Source organism: Citrobacter sp. Marseille-Q3906 (genome assembly GCF_916618775.1).
Taxonomy (GTDB): Bacteria; Pseudomonadota; Gammaproteobacteria; order Enterobacterales; family Enterobacteriaceae; genus Citrobacter; species Citrobacter murliniae.
In genome coordinates this window covers 216,314-236,501 of sequence record NZ_CAKAKA010000003.1, presented here as the reverse complement: position 1 = coordinate 236,501, position 20,188 = coordinate 216,314, and the positions used below count along the sequence as shown (strand labels likewise).

The 20,188-nt window shown below is 52.0% G+C and carries 20 protein-coding genes; 12 read left to right on the top strand and 8 right to left on the bottom strand.

The genetic code is table 11. From position 1 onward, the window contains the following. The first annotated feature begins 69 nt into the window (after positions 1 to 69). Entirely contained in the window at positions 70 to 633 is a 564-nt protein-coding gene (gene tag, locus LG384_RS18460; RefSeq protein WP_200011309.1) for a DNA-3-methyladenine glycosylase I, read from the top strand. Further along, positions 630 to 1,070 (top strand): N-acetyltransferase, encoded by a 441-nt coding sequence (locus tag LG384_RS18455; RefSeq protein ID WP_045448678.1) that lies wholly within the window; start codon positions 630 to 632, stop codon positions 1,068 to 1,070. Before tag ends, LG384_RS18455 begins: the two co-directional genes overlap by 4 nt. Here the strand turns inward: LG384_RS18455 and LG384_RS18450 are convergent. Continuing rightward, a complete protein-coding gene (locus tag LG384_RS18450; RefSeq protein ID WP_225761357.1) occupies positions 1,039 to 3,372 on the bottom strand; it encodes a molybdopterin guanine dinucleotide-containing S/N-oxide reductase in 2,334 nt (777 codons plus the stop codon). The genes LG384_RS18455 and LG384_RS18450 overlap by 32 nt on opposite strands. Positions 3,373 to 3,533: 161 nt before the next feature. On the opposite strand from LG384_RS18450, the gene LG384_RS18445 reads away from it, so the two are divergent. From LG384_RS18445 to ghrB, 6 genes are all read left to right on the top strand, one after another. After that, complete coding sequence (locus tag LG384_RS18445) at positions 3,534 to 4,196, top strand: OmpA family lipoprotein (RefSeq protein WP_045448680.1); 663 nt, start codon at positions 3,534 to 3,536, stop codon at positions 4,194 to 4,196. Between the two features lie 112 nt (positions 4,197 to 4,308). Beyond that, the gene (locus LG384_RS18440; RefSeq protein WP_048223036.1) at positions 4,309 to 5,325 is read left to right on the top strand and encodes a LacI family DNA-binding transcriptional regulator; all 1,017 of its coding nucleotides are present in this window, start codon (positions 4,309 to 4,311) and stop codon (positions 5,323 to 5,325) included. 100 nt (positions 5,326 to 5,425) lie between these two features. Further along, a complete protein-coding gene (locus LG384_RS18435) occupies positions 5,426 to 6,175 on the top strand; it encodes a sugar phosphate isomerase/epimerase (protein ID WP_048223039.1) in 750 nt (249 codons plus the stop codon). A gap of 3 nt (positions 6,176 to 6,178) precedes the next feature. Next, positions 6,179 to 7,117: a sugar kinase gene (locus LG384_RS18430; protein WP_200011301.1), complete on the top strand. Its 939-nt coding sequence runs from the start codon at positions 6,179 to 6,181 to the stop codon at positions 7,115 to 7,117. A 64-nt stretch (positions 7,118 to 7,181) separates the two neighbouring features. Further along, on the top strand, positions 7,182 to 8,468 hold the full coding sequence (locus tag LG384_RS18425) for an MFS transporter (RefSeq protein WP_200011298.1): 1,287 nt from the start codon (positions 7,182 to 7,184) through the stop codon (positions 8,466 to 8,468). A 22-nt stretch (positions 8,469 to 8,490) separates the two neighbouring features. Beyond that, a complete protein-coding gene (gene ghrB / locus LG384_RS18420; protein WP_225761356.1) occupies positions 8,491 to 9,465 on the top strand; it encodes a glyoxylate/hydroxypyruvate reductase GhrB in 975 nt (324 codons plus the stop codon). Positions 9,466 to 9,553: 88 nt separating this feature from the next. Here the strand turns inward: ghrB and LG384_RS18415 are convergent, their stop codons facing one another. After that, the gene (locus LG384_RS18415) at positions 9,554 to 10,264 is read right to left on the bottom strand and encodes a DUF3053 domain-containing protein (protein WP_045448690.1); all 711 of its coding nucleotides are present in this window, start codon (positions 10,262 to 10,264) and stop codon (positions 9,554 to 9,556) included. A gap of 378 nt (positions 10,265 to 10,642) precedes the next feature. Here LG384_RS18415 and LG384_RS18410 point away from each other — a divergent pair, with 378 nt between their 5' ends. From LG384_RS18410 to cueP, 3 genes are all read left to right on the top strand, one after another. After that, entirely contained in the window at positions 10,643 to 10,933 is a 291-nt protein-coding gene (locus LG384_RS18410) for an HTH-type transcriptional regulator (protein WP_045448692.1), read from the top strand. A 281-nt stretch (positions 10,934 to 11,214) separates the two neighbouring features. Continuing rightward, positions 11,215 to 11,427 carry an RNA chaperone/antiterminator CspA gene (gene cspA, locus LG384_RS18405; protein ID WP_000014594.1) on the top strand — a complete coding sequence of 71 codons (213 nt, stop codon included), beginning with the start codon at positions 11,215 to 11,217 and terminating at the stop codon, positions 11,425 to 11,427. Between the two features lie 186 nt (positions 11,428 to 11,613). Then, the gene (gene cueP / locus LG384_RS18400) at positions 11,614 to 12,153 is read left to right on the top strand and encodes a copper-binding periplasmic metallochaperone CueP (protein ID WP_225761355.1); all 540 of its coding nucleotides are present in this window, start codon (positions 11,614 to 11,616) and stop codon (positions 12,151 to 12,153) included. Positions 12,154 to 12,220: 67 nt separating this feature from the next. Here cueP and glyS read toward each other — a convergent pair whose 3' ends face one another. The 3 genes from glyS to LG384_RS18385 form a co-directional block, all read right to left on the bottom strand. Then, positions 12,221 to 14,290: a glycine--tRNA ligase subunit beta gene (gene glyS / locus LG384_RS18395; protein WP_045448701.1), complete on the bottom strand. Its 2,070-nt coding sequence runs from the start codon at positions 14,288 to 14,290 to the stop codon at positions 12,221 to 12,223. 9 nt (positions 14,291 to 14,299) lie between these two features. Further along, complete coding sequence (gene glyQ, locus LG384_RS18390) at positions 14,300 to 15,211, bottom strand: glycine--tRNA ligase subunit alpha (RefSeq protein ID WP_006817708.1); 912 nt, start codon at positions 15,209 to 15,211, stop codon at positions 14,300 to 14,302. Positions 15,212 to 15,306: 95 nt separating this feature from the next. After that, a complete protein-coding gene (locus tag LG384_RS18385; protein WP_045448705.1) occupies positions 15,307 to 15,618 on the bottom strand; it encodes a YsaB family lipoprotein in 312 nt (103 codons plus the stop codon). 177 nt (positions 15,619 to 15,795) lie between these two features. On the opposite strand from LG384_RS18385, the gene LG384_RS18380 reads away from it, so the two are divergent. Next, positions 15,796 to 16,791, top strand: coding sequence for an acyltransferase (locus LG384_RS18380; protein WP_045449826.1), 996 nt, complete (start codon positions 15,796 to 15,798; stop codon positions 16,789 to 16,791). Here LG384_RS18380 and yiaB read toward each other — a convergent pair. The 3 genes from yiaB to xylA form a co-directional block, all read right to left on the bottom strand. Next, positions 16,788 to 17,153 carry an inner membrane protein YiaB gene (gene yiaB / locus LG384_RS18375; protein ID WP_045448707.1) on the bottom strand — a complete coding sequence of 122 codons (366 nt, stop codon included), beginning with the start codon at positions 17,151 to 17,153 and terminating at the stop codon, positions 16,788 to 16,790. The two genes, LG384_RS18380 and yiaB, sit on opposite strands and share 4 nt — an antisense overlap. A 168-nt stretch (positions 17,154 to 17,321) precedes the next feature. Continuing rightward, entirely contained in the window at positions 17,322 to 18,776 is a 1,455-nt protein-coding gene (gene xylB / locus LG384_RS18370) for a xylulokinase (protein WP_225761354.1), read from the bottom strand. Between the two features lie 72 nt (positions 18,777 to 18,848). Further along, complete coding sequence (xylA, locus tag LG384_RS18365; RefSeq protein ID WP_045448712.1) at positions 18,849 to 20,171, bottom strand: xylose isomerase; 1,323 nt, start codon at positions 20,169 to 20,171, stop codon at positions 18,849 to 18,851. Positions 20,172 to 20,188: the final 17 nt, after the last annotated feature.

Sequence of the window (20,188 nt, the reverse complement as noted above, 5' to 3'; positions counted from 1 at the left end):
TCTTTTTAGCGGGCGCGTCAAGGCGGGCCGAATGAAATTTTTACGCCAGTAAAAACAGCGAGGAAGAATATGCAGCGTTGCGGCTGGGTCAGTCAGGATCCACTTTACATTGCCTATCACGACAAGGAATGGGGCGTCCCCGAAAACGATAGCAAAAAGCTGTTCGAGATGATCTGTCTGGAGGGACAGCAGGCTGGATTGTCGTGGATCACCGTATTGAAGAAGCGGGAAAACTATCGCCACGCTTTTCACCACTTCGAGCCAGCAACCGTTGCAGCAATGACCGAAGATGACGTAGAAAGGCTGGTACTGGATGCCGGCATTATTCGCCATCGCGGAAAAATTCAGGCCATTATTGGCAACGCGCGTGCATACCTGGCGATGGAGAAAAACGGTGAACCCTTTAACGAGTTCGTCTGGTCATTCGTCAATAATCAACCGCAGGTGACGCGCGCCGCCAGTCTGAGCGAAATTCCCACCTCCACCCCTGCGTCTGACGCACTCTCTAAGGCATTAAAAAAACGCGGGTTCAAGTTTGTTGGCACCACTATTTGTTATTCCTTTATGCAGGCCTGCGGCCTGGTTAACGACCATGTCACCGGTTGTATTTGTTACCCGGGAGGATCTACATGATTCGCGAATCAAAGGCTGACGATCTTGCACCGATTCTGGCGCTATGGATGGAAAGCACTATTTATGCCCACCCCTTTATCGATGAACGCTACTGGCGCGAAAGTGAGTCCGTTGTACGCGATGTCTATTTGCCAGCCGCACAAACCTGGGTATGGGAGGAAAACGGTGTGCTAAAAGGCTTCGCCAGCGTGATTGAAGAACGCTTTTTGGGCGCACTGTTTGTTGAGCCTGCCGCCATCAGAAGTGGGATCGGCAAAGCGCTGGTGCAGTATGTGCAACAGCGCTTTTCATTACTCAGCCTGGAGGTCTACCAGAAGAATCAATCTGCGGTGAATTTCTACCATGCGCTGGGTTTTCGAATAGAAGACAGCGCATGGCAGGAAGAGACTCACCATCCAACATGGATTATGAGCTGGCAGGCGGATCAAACGCCGTAAGCGCAAGCGCAGGCCCGCTGTACTTTTCGAGCCACGCCAGCGCGGTATTACCCGCGCAGCCGTTCCCCAGCTTTGAGCTGGGGAGATCTTTGGTCAGTACATTCACCGCACCATTTTTACAGATCCCCCCGGCAGACAGATCTAAATCAGGCCAGGCACCTTCGTGAATACAAATGACTCCAGCTTTAATGCCTTCAGTCACCACCGCACCGGCCAGAATATGGCCGCGATGATTCCACACTCTGACCGTATCGCCATCCACGATGCCACGCGCTTGCGCATCCTGTGGGTGAATTGTCACTGGCTCCCGATCTGCTACCGCATACTTCTCACGTAGCGCACTGTAATTCAGCTGGCTGTGCAAACGGTGTGCCGGATGGGCTGAAAGCACCTGCAACTGGTCGGGTTCAGCATTCCCGAACCATTCATCCGGCTCCAGCCACATAGGGTGTCCCAAACAATCTGCATAGCCGTAACCCGCAATCTTCTGCGAGTAAATTTCGATCTTTCCGCTCTCCGTTTTCAATGGATACTTATGCGGGTCTCGGCGAAAATCGGCAAAACGGATAAACTGCGCATTGGCTGATTCTTCCGGCATTTCGATGAGTGTATTTCCCTGCCAGAATTCGGTGAATGGTGGCAACGTCACCTGCTGGCTGACACCGCGTTGCCCGGCAATGTTGTAAAAAGTCTCCAGCCACTCCAGCTCGCTTTTGCCTTCCGTAAACCGTTCGTAACCGCCTTGCTCCCAGCGCTCGCTCAGTTCGGCAAAAACATCAAAATCATTGCGTGCTTCATCACGCGGCGCAACAACCTGTTTCATCGGCACCAGATGCTGATTGCTGTAATCCCCGGTCATGGTTAAATCGTTGCGCTCAAAAGAGGTCGTTGCGGGTAATACAATATCGGCGTGCCGGGCTGCCGCAGTCCAGAAACACTCCGAGATAACCACCAGCTCTGGCTTTTGCCAGGCACGGATCAGGCGATTCGTGTCCTGGTGATGGGTGAAGTTTGCTCCGCCCGCCCACCAGAGAAAACGGATGTCGGGAAAATGTCTGTCCATACCGTTGTGCTGATAGAAACCTCCGGGGTTCTCCAGCGCTTCGACAATACGCGCCACCGGAATTTTATCTACCGCATCGGTGCCGCCTTTTACGCTCCCCTGCATCGAGGCCAGGACAGCAGCGCGACGTGTCGGATTACCGCCATTAGCAAAATGGTACGAGAGGCCAAACCCTCCGCCAGGAGTGCCAATTTGGCCGAGCATGGCGGCAAGTGTGACAATCATCCAGTGCTTTTGCTCACCATACTGCTGGCGTTGCATACCCCATCCAGCCATCAACATAGTGGTATTTTGGTGAAATATTTCGGCAATTTCGCGTATTTTCACCGCCTGAATTCCACAAATATCCGCTGCCCACTCTGCTGTTTTGGCCATATCATCGGTTTTTCCCAGTAGATAATCAGCAAACCGTTCATAACCGGTAGTGCAGCGAGCCAGGAAGGCCTCGTCATGCCAGCCGTTCTCCACCAGCGTATGCGCAATCCCCAGCATCAGCGCAACGTCGGTCCCCATATGTGGGGCTATCCATTCCATCTTGTCACCGAAGAAATCGACGCTTTCTGATCGCATTGGATCAATGCAGATCAACCGCTTGCCGCTGTTTCGCAATGCCTCAAAGTACGCCAGCCCTTGTTCGTCAGAGGCATTCCAGGCAATCTTCAGAGTGTTGAGCGGATTAGCGCTCCATAACACCACCACATCGCTGTGTTCCAGCACCACCGGCCAGCTGGTCTGCTGCTGGTAAACTTCGTTTCCACCCACCACATACGGCATGATGGCCTGTGCAGCCCCGGTAGAGTAATCCCCCAGATGCCCGGTATACCCCCCTGCCAGCGCCATGTAACGCTGCAACAAAGTTGATGCTTTGTGTAACACACCGTTTGAACGCCAGCCATACGAGCCGGCAAAAATCGAAGCAGGTCCGTAGCTCTCACGGATGCGTTTATGCTGCGTATGAATAAGATTCAGCGCGTCATCCCAGCTTACGCGGACAAACTCATCCTGCCCACGCACACCCAGCGGAGCCTCTGGCGAGACGAGAAACCCTTTACGTACCATGGGAAAACGCACCCGCGTTTTGCTGTGTACCTGATCGCATACAACGGTTTGCAAAGAGTTGGGGTGGGATGTGGGCAGTGCGCCACGGGAGGAGAACACGGTATCGCCATCTGTCTCCACGAGAATGGGTCCCCAGTGTGCGGCGGTTAATACCGAGTAACGTGCGGGTGAATTAGCCAAGATGGCACTCCTGAATGCGATGTGACGGGGATATTTATTATGCCGTTCAATGTTACTTACAAATTTCAGAGTCTTCCCTGGAATTTTCTTCATGTTCACACGTCATAATCATCCGCCACGGTCGCTGTGGTAAAGAAGAAAAAAGTCATTAAGGAATTGAGATGAAGAAACGTGTATTTGTGATTGCTGCCATCGTGAGCGGCGCCCTGGCAGTTTCTGGCTGCACAACAAACCCATATACCGGTGAGCGCGAAGCGGGTAAATCCGGCATGGGTGCGGGCATTGGTTCGCTTGTTGGCGCTGGCATTGGCGCGCTCTCCTCGTCGAAGAAAGATCGCGGCAAAGGCGCGCTGATTGGTGCAGCAGCAGGCGCTGCTGTTGGTGGTGGCATTGGTTATTACATGGATGTGCAGGAAGCGAAACTACGCGAAAAAATGCAGGGAACTGGCGTAAGCGTGACGCGCAGTGGCGATAACATCATTCTGAATATGCCAAATAACGTCACCTTCGACAGCAGTAGCGCTAACCTGAAACCAGCAGGGGCAAACACCCTTACCGGCGTGGCAATGGTGCTGAAAGAGTACAATAAAACCGCAGTAAACGTATTAGGCTTTACTGACAGCACCGGCAGCCAGGATCTGAATATGCGCCTGTCACAACAGCGTGCTGACTCTGTAGCCAGTGCCCTGATCACTCAGGGTGTGGAAGCAAACCGTATTCGCACCCGTGGTATGGGCCCGGCGAACCCGATCGCCAGCAACAGCACCGCCGAAGGCAAAGCACAGAACCGTCGTGTAGAGATCACCTTAAGCCCAATCCAGTAAACGTATGCGCCGGGTGGAGGCTCCGCCTTGCCCGGCCTACGTCCGGCAGGAAGCACTTGCCATCGTCAATTTTCGCGTTAAGGTGTTCTCACTTTCTGGCGAGGGAACCTTAATGGCAAAATCAGCACGCCCAACCATCAGCGATGTGGCAAAAGCCGCTAAAACGGGTAAGACCAGCATTTCACGTTACCTTAACGGTGAGAAACATCTGCTATCCGACGCGCTGTTGGCCCGTATTGAACAAGCCATTGCCGATCTCGACTATCGCCCCAGCCTGATGGCGCGAGGTCTGAAACATGGCCGTACCCGTCTGATCGGACTGATTATCGCCGATATTACCAATCCCTACTCCGTTAATGTCCTGAGCGGTATTGAAGCGGCCTGTCGCGAAAAAGGTTTTACCCCTCTGGTCTGTAACACCAACAACGAAGTGGATCAGGAACTGCATTATCTCGACCTGCTGCGAAGCTACCAGGTTGAAGGAATTGTGGTGAATGCTGTAGGCATGCGTGAAGAGGGGTTAAACCGCCTGCAACAGTCCGCACTACCGATGGTGCTAATTGACCGTAAAATCCCTGATTTCGCCTGCGATATGGTCGGGCTCGATAACACTCAGGCAGCAACGGTCGCCACTGAGCACCTGGTCGAACAAGGTTTTGAAGCTATTCTGTTTCTCAGCGAACCTTTAGGCATGGTTAATACTCGCCGCGAGCGCCTGAGTGCCTTTCGCGCGACGCTGGCACAATACCCTGGCGTCATCGCAGAAAATGCCGAAGTCCCGTTGGCGGAAAATATGCAACTGGATGACACGCTGCGCCAGTTTCACCAACAACATCGGGGAATGCGCAAAGCTGTTATCTCAGCCAACGGCGCCCTCACGCTACAGGTTGCCCGCGCACTGAAGCGGATTGGCCTCAATTGGGGCAGCGACATCGGCCTGCTCGGTTTTGATGAGCTGGAATGGGCCGAGCTGGCAGGCGTGGGCATTACTACTTTGAAACAGCCGACGTGGCAGATTGGTTATACCGCCGTAGAGCAGGTTGTGCGCCGGATTAATGGTGGATCCGATGCCATTCAGGAGCAGGTTTTCTCCGGTGAACTGATCGTTCGCGGCTCCACCGCCCGCTAAATTTCCTTCGTGATGGTGATCATAAATTCGGCATCATGCCCTTTTCTTTGGAACCGGTTCCATCTAGCGTTATAGCAAGAGCGATAGTTTTGGAGTTTCCATGAACAGAAAAATTATGGTGGTCACCGCCGCCTACGGCTATGACCAGGTACGCGCAGCCGGTGGGCAAACCGCGATATTGCCCGTCATTGCAGAAGCTGGCGCGGACGGCGTCGAAATTCGCCGCGAAATGTTAACCAACACCGAGCTCAACACGCTGTCAACCATGGCGTCAGCTATTGAAATTTTTGGTCTGCTGGCCTGCTACTCCGCACCAGAGCCGCTGTTCCTTGAAGATGGTAGTCTCAATCCCCGGATCCCATCACTGCTTCAGGAAGCACAGGTCCTGCAGGCTCTGTGGTTAAAAGTATCCCTCGGACATTTTTCCCATACAGATCAGTTCGACACATTGCGTAACTGGCTGGATACAAGTGGTATGGAGCTGGTCGTCGAAAATGATCAAACACCTTGTGGCCGCCTGCAACCAATGCAGCGTTTTAACGAAGCCTGCCAGACCCTGAACCTGCCGGTAACTCTGACCTTCGATATGGGCAACTGGTTGTGGGTAGGCGACACCCCGGAAGAAGCAGCGCAACAGCTGGCATCTGCCGTGGGATATATCCATGTGAAAGCCGCCACACCACATCACGACAGCTATCGTGCTGTGCCGCCTGATGAAGCAGACTCACGCTGGATGACGCTGCTAAACAAACTGCCCGCAGATGTGCCGCGCGGCATTGAGTTTCCCCTGGAAGGGCAAGATTTGGCGGCGGTAACCCGTCACTACGTCGATCTGTTACGCAAGGAGTAACGCATGAAAAATTCACTGGATGTCGTCACCATTGGTGAAGCGATGGCGATGTTTGTCGCCACGCAAACGGGTGATTTGGCGGACGTAGAGCAGTTTATCAAGCGCGTAGCGGGCGCTGAACTCAATGTGGCAACCGGCCTTGCCCGCCTGGGCTTGAAGGTCGGCTGGGTGAGTCGCGTGGGTAACGACAGTTTTGGTCGTTTTATTCTTAAGTCGCTGGCGAAAGAAGGGATTGATGCGCAGGGAGTTACCCAGGACGGGCGCTACGCAACCGGCTTTCAGTTAAAATCTAAAGTCGAAAATGGAACCGATCCCATTGTGGAGTATTTCCGCAAAGGCTCCGCCGCTAGCCACCTCAGTGTTGAGGATTATCACGATGGATACTTCTCCAGCGCGCGTCATCTGCACCTGAGCGGCGTTGCGGCAGCACTTTCAGCAAGTTCATATGCGCTGCTGTCTCATACTGCCCGCACCATGAAAGCGATGGGTAAGACAATCTCATTTGACCCGAACCTACGCCCGGTGCTGTGGAAAAGCGAAACAGAAATGGTGGAGAAACTCAATCGATTAGCCTTTCAGGCTGACTGGGTTCTACCGGGGTTAAAAGAGGGCATGATTTTAACCGGGCAACAGACCCCTGAAGGCATCGCAGACTTTTATCTGCGCCACGGCGTCAAGGCAGTGATCATCAAAACCGGGGCCGATGGCGCCTGGTATAAAGCCGCCAATGGCGAGCACGGTAGTGTCGCGCCAGTGAGAGTCGACAACGTAGTCGACACCGTTGGCGCGGGCGATGGTTTTGCCGTGGGTGTAATCAGTGCACTACTGGAAGGACGCTCTCTGCATCAGGCAGTAACCCGAGGCAACAAAATTGGTGCACTGGCCATTCAGGTTCAGGGCGACAGCGAAGGCTTACCCACACGTGAACAATTAGGGGAATAAACCCCCGACCCTCTCTGTACCCTACATGCAGAGGCGGCATAACAGCATAACCAGAGGGCAATCTATGAATAGCTCAACAAATGCAGCAAAACGCTGGTGGTACATCATGCCGATCGTGTTTATCACGTACAGTCTGGCGTACCTTGATCGCGCGAACTTCAGCTTCGCATCCGCCGCCGGAATCAACGAAGATCTCGGCATTACCAAAGGGATTTCCTCCCTGCTGGGTGCCCTGTTTTTCCTCGGTTATTTCTTCTTCCAGATCCCTGGAGCGATTTACGCCGAGCGCCGTAGCGTACGAAAACTGATTTTTATCTGCCTGATCCTGTGGGGAGCCTGCGCGTCACTGACCGGTATGGTCAGTAACATCCCCATGCTGGCTGCCATTCGCTTCATTCTTGGCGTTGTTGAAGCCGCGGTCATGCCCGCGATGCTGATTTATATCAGTAACTGGTTTACGAAGTCCGAACGTTCACGCGCCAATACCTTCCTGATCCTCGGCAATCCGGTAACCGTCCTGTGGATGTCCGTTGTTTCCGGTTATCTGATTCAAGCGCTGGGCTGGCGTGAAATGTTCATCATTGAGGGCTTCCCGGCCATCATCTGGGCGTTTTGCTGGTGGGTGCTGGTAAAAGACAAACCTTCACAGGTGGGCTGGTTGTCGGAATCCGAGAAAGCGGCGCTGCAGGCCCAACTGGAAAAAGAGCAGCAGGGTATTAAAGCCGTACGTAATTACAGTGAAGCTTTCCGCTCACGTAACGTGATCTTGTTGTGCCTGCAGTATTTTACCTGGAGTATTGGCGTCTACGGCTTCGTCCTGTGGCTCCCGTCCATCATCCGTAGTGGTGGCGCAAATTTAGGTATGGTGGAGGTCGGTTGGCTTTCATCAGTACCTTATCTGGCAGCAACGGCAGCGATGATTCTGGTCTCATGGGCTTCAGATAAACTGCAAAACCGTAAACTGTTTGTCTGGCCGCTGTTACTGATCGCCGCTTTCGCCTTTATCGGCTCCTGGGCCGTTGGTGCTGACCACTTCTGGGTTTCATACACCTTGTTGGTGATTGCAGGTGCGGCAATGTACGCTCCTTACGGTCCCTTCTTCGCCATCATTCCAGAAATGCTGCCTCGTAACGTTGCCGGGGGAGCAATGGCACTGATTAACAGCATGGGCGCATTAGGCTCATTCTTTGGTTCCTGGTTTGTCGGCTACCTCAATGGCACCACCGGCAGCCCTTCCGCCTCATACATTTTTATGGGGGTAGCGCTTTTTGTCTCAGTATGGCTAACTCTGATTGTCAGACCAAGTTCTGCTAATAATCAGCAACTTCCAACTGGCGCGCACCACGCTTAAACACTAACTTACGGAGATTCGTATGAAGCCGTCCATTATTCTCTACAAAGCGTTACCTGACGATTTGCTGCAACGCCTGGAAGAGCATTTTACTGTGACTCAGGTGCCCAACTTGCGCCCGGAAACAGTAACACAGCACGCACAGGCCTTTGCCAGCGCGGAGGGACTGTTAGGCTCAAGTGAAACCGTCAATACCGCCCTGCTGGAGAAAATGCCCAAACTGCGTGCGACATCAACAATCTCCGTCGGCTATGACAATTTTGACGTCGATGCTCTCAACACACATAAGGTGCTGTTGATGCACACGCCAACAGTGCTGACAGAAACCGTCGCTGATACGGTGATGGCGCTGGTGCTAAGCACAGCCCGCCGCGTGGTTGAAGTAGCTGAACGAGTGAAAGTCGGTGAATGGACCAAAAGTATTGGCCCAGATTGGTTTGGCACCGATGTGCACCACAAAACGCTGGGGATTGTCGGCATGGGCCGAATTGGGCTGGCTCTGGCGCAACGTGCTCATTTTGGTTTTGGCATGCCGATTCTCTACAACGCGCGACGCCACCATAAGGAAGCAGAAGAGCGCTTCAACGCGCGTTACTGCGATCTGGACACACTGCTGCAGGAGTCTGACTTTGTCTGCCTGATTCTGCCGTTAACAGAAGAAACGCATCACCTGTTTAGTACAGAGCAGTTTGCCAAAATGAAGTCCTCCGCCATTTTCATCAATGCGGGTCGTGGTCCGGTCGTGGATGAAACTGCGCTGATTACTGCTCTAAAAAACGGGGAGATTCATGCGGCAGGTCTGGATGTGTTTGAGCAGGAACCGCTGTCGGTAGACTCACCGCTTCTGTCACTGCCAAACGTAGTGGCAGTACCGCATATTGGCTCAGCAACCCATGAAACACGCTATAACATGGCGGCCTGCGCGGTAGATAACTTAATCGATGCGCTACAAGGAAAGGTCGAGAAAAACTGCGTGAACCCGCAGATTTTGGGGTAAAAAATACCGGGTTGCGTTAACGCATACCCGGCATTTTGTATATAGCTATAGGCCGGACAAGGCGAAGCCGCCATCCGGCATACTGCCATTACTGGGCTGCACTCACCGCAGCAGTCCAGGCTTGAGTAAAGGCCTGGTGCTGAGAAGCCAGCGGGCCAATCAGCGTATTGTACTGACTTGCCTGTTGTGATGTTGGGAACTGGATACCGTTCGCAACAAAGCTCACCTGCGTATCCTGTTGCGCCACAAAATCACCTACCTGTACCAACTGCTGCGTGAAGATTTGCGCGGCAGGTATCAGCGGCTGTAACGCCTCAGCAGGCGCGGTTACCACTTTGTTGTAGACCTGATCAAAAACAGGCTTCAGGTCGTCGCTCTGCTTCAACGCACCGTGTGCAGCATCGGCCTGGAGTTTCGCGTTCTGCAACTGCTGTCCTAACACACCCAGCGCACCATTTGCCTGACGTAGCGGTTCACGCTGAGTCACATAATCCTGAGGAACACGAATTGCATTGACGCTATCAACAACCGGACGCAGACCGGAGTCCATCGCCTGATTTACCTGCTGCGAATAGCCGTAAAGAATCGCGTAATCGGACACAAACGGGCCAAACTGTTTTTTCTGATCGGCGGTAAGCGTCGGTAAACGCTCCCCACTACGCATTGCAGTATTCTGCAGAAAATCGATAAACGCTTTACGCTGATCGCCTTCTTTATCAAAACACCCACTCAGGCCAACTACCATTAAGAGCGCCAAAACAGGCGCAAACCAGCGAGAGCAGGACTTACCTGTCGCCATTTTAATACTCCTTTCACCCAAAAATGCGCACAACGACACCCGCGTGCCTGACGATGACAAGGATAGTCCAGGTCAGCCCCGCAAGATACCCTTTCCACATAATCTTGTAAGGGAAAATCCCCCTCCCCATCGTCCTTCCTTTACTAACCAATGTTCCATTCCTCGCACGGTGTAATTTTTTAGTAATCTTTACAATTGGAATCCGTTGTCTGGAGATCCCGACCGTTATCAAATCGTTAGCAAACTACAGGTTGCCCCATGCGAGACGCTGAAACGAATCCATAACCAGAACCTTCAGCCCGCCTTCATTTTTTACGACTATTCTTAATGAGCTTTGATCAAATTCACGATCCCGTTGTGTGATTTTAGGAGTTCTCAATGGAATACAAAGATCCTATGTTTGAACTGCTGAGCAGTCTGGAACAGATTGTTTTTAAAGATGTATCGCAGACGGTAACCCTGACGCAAAAATCCAACCCTTTCACCGAATTTGAACAGCTACGACGAGGGACTGGATTAAAAACAGATGATTTTGCCCGTGTAATGGGCGTGACGGTCGCGATGGTTCATGAGTGGGAGTCTAAACGCGTAAAGCCTTCCAGCACTGAATTGAAATTGATGCGCCTGATACAGGCGGACCCAAGATTAAGTAAGCAGTTGATGGATTAGAACATTTTTCACATTTGATTTAAGAACGGCCCTGAAAAAGGGCCGTTTTCTCGCCGTCGCTATCCACAAAAAAGAAAATAGTAGTTGCATCCCTATGCGTAAAATGAGTTAATGCACTCAACGGTTTGACGTACAGACCATTAAAGCAGTTTAGTAAGGCAAGTCCCTTCAAGAGTTATCGTTGATACCCTTCGTAGTGAGCATTTCCTTTACTGTTAAAAAATCTGTAAAGCACGCCATATCGCCGAAAGGCACACTTATTTTTTAAAAGGTAATACACTATGTCCGGTAAAATGACTGGTATCGTAAAATGGTTCAACGCTGACAAAGGCTTCGGCTTCATCACTCCTGACGATGGCTCTAAAGACGTGTTCGTACACTTCTCTGCTATCCAGAACGATGGCTACAAATCCCTGGACGAAGGTCAGAAAGTTTCCTTCACCATCGAAAGCGGCGCTAAAGGCCCGGCAGCTGGCAACGTAACCAGCCTGTAAGCTTAAAAAAGCTCAGAATTCAAGATCCCTGCCAAATGGCGGGGATTTTTTTATTTGCACGTTGCGATAAATCCCTCTCCTCTCTTCTTTGCATTACTTTACCCACTACACCTTTGACCTTTCCCTAAGGGCAAGCTTTATAGTACGTCGGCATGTATTCCACAATTTTCACAAGGAATTGAAGCTATGTCGAAATCCTCACTGCTGCTGCTTTTGGGTTTATTCACAGCCAGTAACGTATTTGCAGCAACCCCAGAGTCAACCTTTCTGGCGCAACATGGGCTTAGCGGGAAATCCGTCGAACAAATGGTAGAAACCATTGACCAGTCGCCTCAGAGTCGTCCATTACCCTACTCTGCTTCCGTTACCAGTACGGCTCTTAAGCTGTCTTCCGGTGAGCAGGTTTATACACTGCCGCTCGGCGATAAATTCTACCTGTCCTTTGCCCCTTATGAATGGCAAACGCACCCCTGCTTTAACCACAGTCTCTCTGGCTGCCAGGGCGAAATGCCTGAGAAGACTTTTGATGTCAAAGTGACGGATAACAGAGGTGATGTGGTCGTACAAAAAGAGATGAAAAGCGGCCGTAATGGATTTATCGGCGTATGGCTACCGCGCAATATAGAAGGCACGATCGAAGTGAGTTATAACGGTAAAAGTGCGGCTCATTCCATTAAGACGATGAATGATAGCCAGACCTGCCTGACAGAATTGCAACTGCGCTGATAGCATAAAAAAATGCCGGATAGCGCAATTTTGCTTATCCGGCATTTTCTAAGTCATTTCACGACAATTACTGCAGCAGTGAAATATCCGCCACGCGCAGGAACAGCTCGCGCAGTTTTTCGAGCATAGAGAGACGGTTAATACGTAGCTCTTTATCCTCGACGTTCACCATCACTTTCTCGAAGAAAGCATCCACAGGCTCACGCAGTTCAGCCAGCTCAACCAGCGCTTCCTGGTAGCGGCCTTCAGCGAAGAACGGCTCGAGCTTGTCACGCAGCACGACAACCTGCATCGCCAGCGCAATCTCTTCCGGCTCTTTCAGCGTTGACGCATTCACGCGGTCATTCAGCTTCTCTTCTGACTTCGCCAGAATGTTCGATACACGTTTGTTGGCAGCAGCCAGCGCAGATGCGGCTTCCAGCGTACGGAAGTGCGAAACCGCCTTCATGCGTGCGTCGAAATCAGCCGGACGAGTCGGACGACGCGCCAGCACAGCCTGAATGGTATCAACGCTGTAACCTTCATCCTGATACCAGGCGCGGAAGCGGCCGAGCATAAAGTCGATAACGTCATCAACCACATTGGCGTTAGTCAGCTTATCACCGTACAGACGAACCGCTTCTTCGGTCAGCGTTTGCAGATCCAAAGTCAGGTTTTTCTCAACAATGATACGCAGTACGCCCAGCGCAGCACGACGCAGTGCAAACGGGTCTTTGTCACCTTTCGGATGCTGGCCGATACCGAAGATACCCGCCAGGGTGTCCATCTTATCGGCAATCGCTACCGCACAGGCAACCGGGTTGGACGGCAACTCATCGCCGGCAAAGCGAGGCTGATACTGTTCGTTCAGCGCCACAGCAACATCTTCCGCTTCGCCATCATGACGTGCGTAGTGCATGCCCATCACGCCCTGAGTGTCAGTGAACTCGAAGACCATGTTGGTCATCAGGTCACATTTTGACAGCAGGCCCGCACGGGTCGCATGATTAACATCAGCGCCAATCTGACCGGCAATCCAGCCCGCCAGCGCCTGAATACGATCGGTCTTATCACGCAACGTACCCAGTTGCTGTTGGAACAGCACGGTTTGCAGGCGCGGCAAATGGTCTTCCAGACGTTTTTTGCGGTCGGTATTGAAGAAGAACTCGGCATCAGCCAGACGCGGGCGAACCACTTTCTCGTTACCGGAGATGATTTGCTGTGGATCTTTAGACTCGATATTGGCAACGAAGATAAAGTTCGGCAGCAGTTTGCCGTCGTTCGCATATACCGGGAAGTACTTCTGGTCACCTTTCATGGTGTGGACCAGCGCTTCAGAAGGTACGGCGAGGAATTTTTCTTCAAATTTTGCCGTCAGCACCACTGGCCATTCAACCAGAGAGGCGACTTCTTCCAGCAGACTTTCGCTCAGATCGGCGTTACCACCAATCTTACGCGCCGCTTCTTCGGCATCGGCTTTAATTTTTGCCTTACGCTCGGCGTAATCGGCAATCACTTTACCGCGCTGACGCAGGATTTCAGGATACTGATCGGCATTGTCGATGGTGAATTCCGGCTCGCCCATAAAGCGGTGGCCACGAATCACGCGATCGGACTGAATACCCAGGATCGTTGCCGGAATAACTTTGTCGCCCAACAGCAAGGTCACAGTGTGAACCGGACGCACAAAGTGAACATCAGACGCACCCCAGCGCATCAGTTTCGGGATCGGCAGCTTAGCCAGCGAGGTGGCGATCATGTCAGGCAGCAGCGTTTCAGCACTTTCGCCTTTCACATGCGCACGATACAGCAACCACTCACCTTTATCGGTGGTCAGGCGTTCAGCCTGATCAACAGTGATGCCGCAACCACGCGCCCAACCCTCTGCCGCTTTGCTCGGATTACCGCTGGCATCAAATGCCTGGGCAATTGCCGGACCGCGTTTTTCAACTTCGCGGTCAGGTTGAGACTCAGCCAGAGCGGCTACCTTCAGCGCCAGACGACGCGGGGCGGCAAACCACTCAACATTGCCGTGCGCGAGGCCGGCGTTATCCAGCTCCGCGGTAAAGTTCGCAGCAAAGGACTCTGCCAGGCTGCGCAGTGCTTTTGGTGGCAGCTCTTCAGTGCCGATTTCCACCAGAAAAGTTTTCTCAGACATGGCCGCCTCTTATTTGTCTTTGTTGCACATCGGGAAGCCAAGGGCTTCACGGGAAGCGTAGTAAGCTTCTGCCACTGCTTTAGTCAGGGTGCGAATGCGCAAAATATAGCGCTGACGCTCGGTGACGGAGATGGCTTTACGCGCATCCAGCAGGTTGAAGCTATGGGCGGCTTTCAGAATACGCTCGTAGGCAGGCAGCGGCAGCGGATTTTCCAGTGCCAGCAACTGCTGAGCTTCTTTCTCGTACTGCTCAAAGCAGGAGAACAGGAAGTCAACGTCAGCGTATTCGAAGTTATAGGTGGATTGCTCCACTTCGTTCTGATGGAACACGTCGCCGTAAGTGGTTTTACCCAGCGGGCCGTCGCTCCAGACCAGGTCGTAAACGCTGTCTACGCCCTGAATGTACATGGCCAGACGTTCCAGACCGTAGGTAATTTCCCCGGTCACCGGCTTGCATTCCAGACCACCCACCTGCTGGAAGTAGGTGAACTGCGTGACTTCCATGCCGTTCAGCCACACTTCCCAACCCAGACCCCAGGCACCCAGCGTTGGGTTTTCCCAGTTATCTTCCACGAAACGAATGTCGTGAATGGTCGGGTCCATACCCAGCTCCTTCAGAGAGCCCAGGTACAGTTCCTGAATATTGTCCGGTGACGGCTTAATGACGACCTGGAACTGATAGTAGTGCTGTAAGCGGTTCGGGTTTTCGCCGTAGCGACCGTCGGTCGGACGACGAGAAGGCTGCACATAAGCAGTTGCCATCGGCTCCGGCCCCAGCGCGCGCAGGCAGGTCATTGGGTGAGAAGTCCCCGCGCCGACTTCCATGTCCAATGGTTGAACAATGGTGCAGCCCTGGCGAGCCCAGTAATCCTGTAAGGTCAGGATCAAGCCCTGGAAGGTCCTGGTATCAAACTTTTGCATATTATTTCGTGCTGGATACGTGTGGATTTAAAGGAAGCGGTCAGTATACCCGCTGGCTGCAAGATATACAGTACGAAACGGGAAAAAGGGGGCACTTAGCGCATGGAAAGGTGCAAAAACTGCCCGTCTGCATCAAATGAGCAGACAAAACTCTCTTTACGGAAGGTAGAACCGCGCATCTCATAGCTACCCTGGAATTGTTCAAAGCCGGTAACATCAATTTTCTGGGTCGCAGTGTTATAGCGTTCCGCAGCCTCATTTTTGCACAATGATTCCATATCCAGCGAACGCGTAGGAGTGACTTTGACCTTTTGCGCCTTCTGTTCGGCCGCGGACGATTGAGGGTCGGCGCATCCTGCCAACAGGAAGGTTGTCACCATCACAGGAAAGAAATACTTCATCATCATTTTATTACCGCCTGTTTTGCTGGTCAGTCTTATTATTATTTATGTCTGAAACTCGATTCCTATTGTGAGAATCTCCTCGGACCACCACAAGCTTTAGCGTAAGAACTCGGATTATTCCAGTGAGACACGCCGACAAAATGCCAGTCAGATTATTTTTAAATGGAAACAGAGGAACTGATGCAGCCCAAAATTTTCTGGATTGATAACCTGCGAGGGATTGCCTGTTTAATGGTAGTTATGATTCATACCACTACTTGGTACATCACTAATGCGCAAATCGTCAGCCCAGTAAACTGGGATCTTGCCAATGTGCTAAATTCAGCCTCACGCGTCAGCGTACCGTTGTTTTTTATGATCTCGGGTTACCTCTTTTTTGGCGAGCGAAGTGCTCAGCCACGACATTTTGTGCGTATCGCACTCTGCATTCTGTTTTACAGCTCCGTAGCACTGGCCTACATCCTGTTATTTACCTCAATCAATGCCAGGCTATCGCTAATAAATCTGTTGCAGAAACCGGTTTTCTATCACCTGTGGTTTTTCTTCGCCATCGCCGTCATCTATCTGGTATCACCACTGATTCAGGTAAAGAATATCAGCGGGAAAACGCTGCTGGCGCTAATGGTTGTACTTGGTGTCATTGCCAATCCCAACACCGTATCGCAAAAAATCGGCGGTTTTGAGTGGCTGCCCATCAACTTATACATCAACGGCGATACGTTCTATTACATCCTGTACGGCATGCTGGGGCGGGCAATTGGCATAATGGAGACGCAAAAACGCGCATTAACCTGGCTCAGTGCGTTACTGTGTCTCGTTAGCGTGGTTATTATTTCTCGGGGGACGTTGCATGAACTCCACTGGCGAGGCAATTTTGCCGATACCTGGTATCTCTATTGCGGTCCAATGGTATTTATTTGCGCTATATCACTGCTGACACTAATCAAAAATACGCTCGGCACGCGCACCATACCGGTACTTGGCCTTATTTCTCGCCATTCACTGGGTATTTATGGCTTCCATGCGCTGATCATTCATGCATTGCGCACGAATGGGATCGAGTTTAAAGCGTGGCCCCCGCTGGACATGCTGTGGATTTTTAGCGCCACCCTGGCAGGTAGCTTGCTGCTTTCCATACTGTTGCAACGAATAGATACGCGCAGACTGGTGAGTTAAGTCTCATCAGGTTGATCTTTTTTCAACGGACGCAACAGCAGGATCTGTCCCAGTAAACCCATTACGAATGCCGCCGGATACAGCCCCATTTCGACAGGTAATAACGGGGCATTCCATATTCCTACCAACAGTAATCCTGTTGTTATCAATGCCACCATCTGACATACAGAGGAAAAGCGTTCATCATTCTGATTAAGATTTTTAGCATGATGATAAGCATACGTAACGAACATCCCCGTCACCAACACACCCAAAAAATACCCTTTTCCACTCAACAGTGGGCATGCCCGCCATAAACCAACAATGTAAATAAGTGCGCCAGAAAGGAATAACATCCATGACCACAACCTCAAAGTCTTCATTGGGATCTCCTTATCCATCAGGGATGATGATATGAAGTACCCAAAGGAGATCACACAGGAAATAGTGCCAACGCTGAGATTTAAGAATTAATTCATACTCAATTTCTATTGTTTTGATTTAGTCATACAGAAGATTTATCCCCCTCTACTGAGCAGAGAGGGATAAGGTCAGGACATTAGCGGTAGCAATTGCTGGTAGATACGACGGAAGGTTTCGCGACGTTGCTGAAAGAGAGCATGGCGCTCTGCGTCAGGGTAATGCGACTGCTCCAGCACAAGCTGAGGCAGTAAATCAGATAATGGCTTCCGGGGGTTTATTGCAATTTGCGCCAAACGTGCCGCCCCCAAAGCAGGGCCGACATCGCCACCAGTACGGTAATCCAGTTGCAATCCACTGATATCAGACAACATCTGTCGCCAGTATTCACTGCGCGCCCCACCACCAATCAACGTAATGCTGGCCGGTTTAACGCCGCAGGCATGCACCACATCCATCCCGTCTGCCAACGCAAAACCGACCCCTTCCAGAACAGCTTGAGCCAGTTCAGCCGGACCATGTTGATGGGTCAAACCAAAAAACACGCCCTTCGCCTGCGGGTTGTTGTGCGGCGTACGTTCACCGGACAGATAGGGTAAAAACCAGACAGGACCGGCGTTGTCATCCGCCTGTTGCGCCGCGCTAATCAGTGCCGGAACGTTCGCCATCCCGGTTAATTTCGCCGCCCAGTCAAGGCAGGACGCCGCGCTGAGCATAACCGACATCAGGTGCCAGCGCTCAGGTAAGGCGTGGCAAAAACTGTGCACCGCGCTTTCTGGTTTGCTGAGGAACCCATCACTGACCGCAAAATAGACACCAGATGTACCCAGCGAGAGCATCGCCTGACCAGCATTCATCATGCCTACGCCAACCGCTCCCGCCGCGTTGTCACCACCGCCAGCAACGACCGGGACTTCCGACATTCCCCATGATTGGGCAACAGCAGGCAACAGTGTCCCGGTAATTTCGCTACCTTCATACAAAGCAGGCATATGCTCACGGGTCAGACCACATGCTTCCAGCATGACATCACTCCAGTCACGCTTCGCCACATCCAGCCACATCGTACCCGCCGCATCAGACATATCGCTGGCAAAATCACCGGTCATGCGCAGACGCAGATAATCTTTCGGTAACAGGACTTTCTCAGTCTGGCGGAAAATCTCCGGCTCATGGCGTTGAACCCACAGCAGTTTTGGCGCAGTAAAACCAGGCATCATCAGATTGCCCGTGATCTTACGGGACTGCGGAATCAGATTTTCCAGCATCACGCACTCTTCAGCGCAGCGTCCGTCATTCCACAAAATTGCCGGGCGTAATACCTTCTGTTGCTTATCAAGTAGTGTCGCACCGTGCATTTGTCCGGCAATCCCTAGCGCCTTCACCCCTCTGAGTGAATGTTGCTGAGACAGCGCTTTTACGGCGCGATCCGTTGCCAGCCACCACTGTTCAGGATCCTGCTCCGACCATAACGGATGAGGACGTGAGACCGTGAGCTTCTCCGCTTGTGAGGCCACCACATCACCCTGCTCGTTCAGCAGGATTACCTTTACGCCTGATGTACCAAGATCTATCCCGATATACATAGGGTATCTTTCCTTAAAGAAATGCCCGGTAGCGCAAAGCTATCCGGGCTTACGCACGCTCTCAGAGGCCTGTTATTTGTCGAACAAATACTGGTTTACCAGATTTTCCAGCAGTTCCTGATGACCGCTTTGGTGCACTGGTGCCAGGTTATGTTGTTCAGCGTACTGCGCAATTTCCGTTAACGTCATCTGACCTTTCAGAATTTGCTGGCCCAGCTCACTATTCCAACCGGCATAGCGTTTTGCCACTCGCTGATCCAGACCACCGTCTTCAATCATACGGGCCGCGACTTTCAGCGACAGCGCCATGGTATCCATAGCACCAATATGCCCATAGAACAGATCGTATTTATCGGTGCTCTGGCGACGTACTTTGGCATCAAAGTTCAGACCGCCGGTGGTGAAGCCACCTGCTTTCAGGATTTCGTACATCACCAGCGCATTCTCTTCCACGCTGTTCGGGAACTGGTCAGTATCCCAGCCCAGTTGCGCGTCACCGCGGTTTGCATCGACAGAGCCAAACAGACCCAGGGCGATAGCGGTGGCGATCTCATGATGGAATGAGTGACCCGCCAGTGTGGCGTGGTTTGCTTCGATATTCAGTTTGATCTCTTTTTCCAGACCGAACTGCTTCAGGAAGCCATAAACAGTCGCAGCATCGTAATCGTACTGGTGTTTTGTTGGTTCCTGCGGCTTCGGTTCGATCAGCAGCGTCCCCTGAAAACCAGTTTTGTGTTTGTGCTCCACCACCAGTTGCATAAAGCGTCCAATCTGCTCGCGTTCCTGACGCAGATCGGTATTCAGCAGCGTTTCATAACCTTCACGACCGCCCCACAGGACATAGTTCTCGCCGCCTAATTTATGCGTGGCATCCATGGCCGTCACGACCTGCGTGGCCGCCCAACTGAAAACTTCCGGGTCCGGATTAGTGGCCGCGCCTGCGCCGTAACGCGGGTTAGTAAAGCAGTTTGCCGTACCCCACAGCAGTTTTACACCGCTCTGTTCTTGTTTTTCCGCCAGAACATCAACCATCTGGGCAAAGTTGTTTTTATACTCTTTCAGCGAGGCGCCTTCAGGTGAGACGTCAACATCGTGGAAACAGTAGTAAGGCACGTTCAGTTTGTGGAAAAACTCAAATGCCACATCCGCTTTCCGCTTCGCTAATTCCAGCGCTTCACCAGGCTGTTGCCACGGGCGATTAAACGCGCCAACGCCAAACATATCGGCACCATTCCAGCAAAAGGTATGCCAGTAGCAGGCCGCAAATCGCAAATGATCTTCCATGCGCTTACCCAACACAATTTCATCTGGGTTGTAGTGACGGAATGCTAATGGATTGGTTGATTTAGTGCCTTCATAACGAACACGATCAAGCTGGTCAAAATAGGCTTGCATAATGAGCTCCATAATCA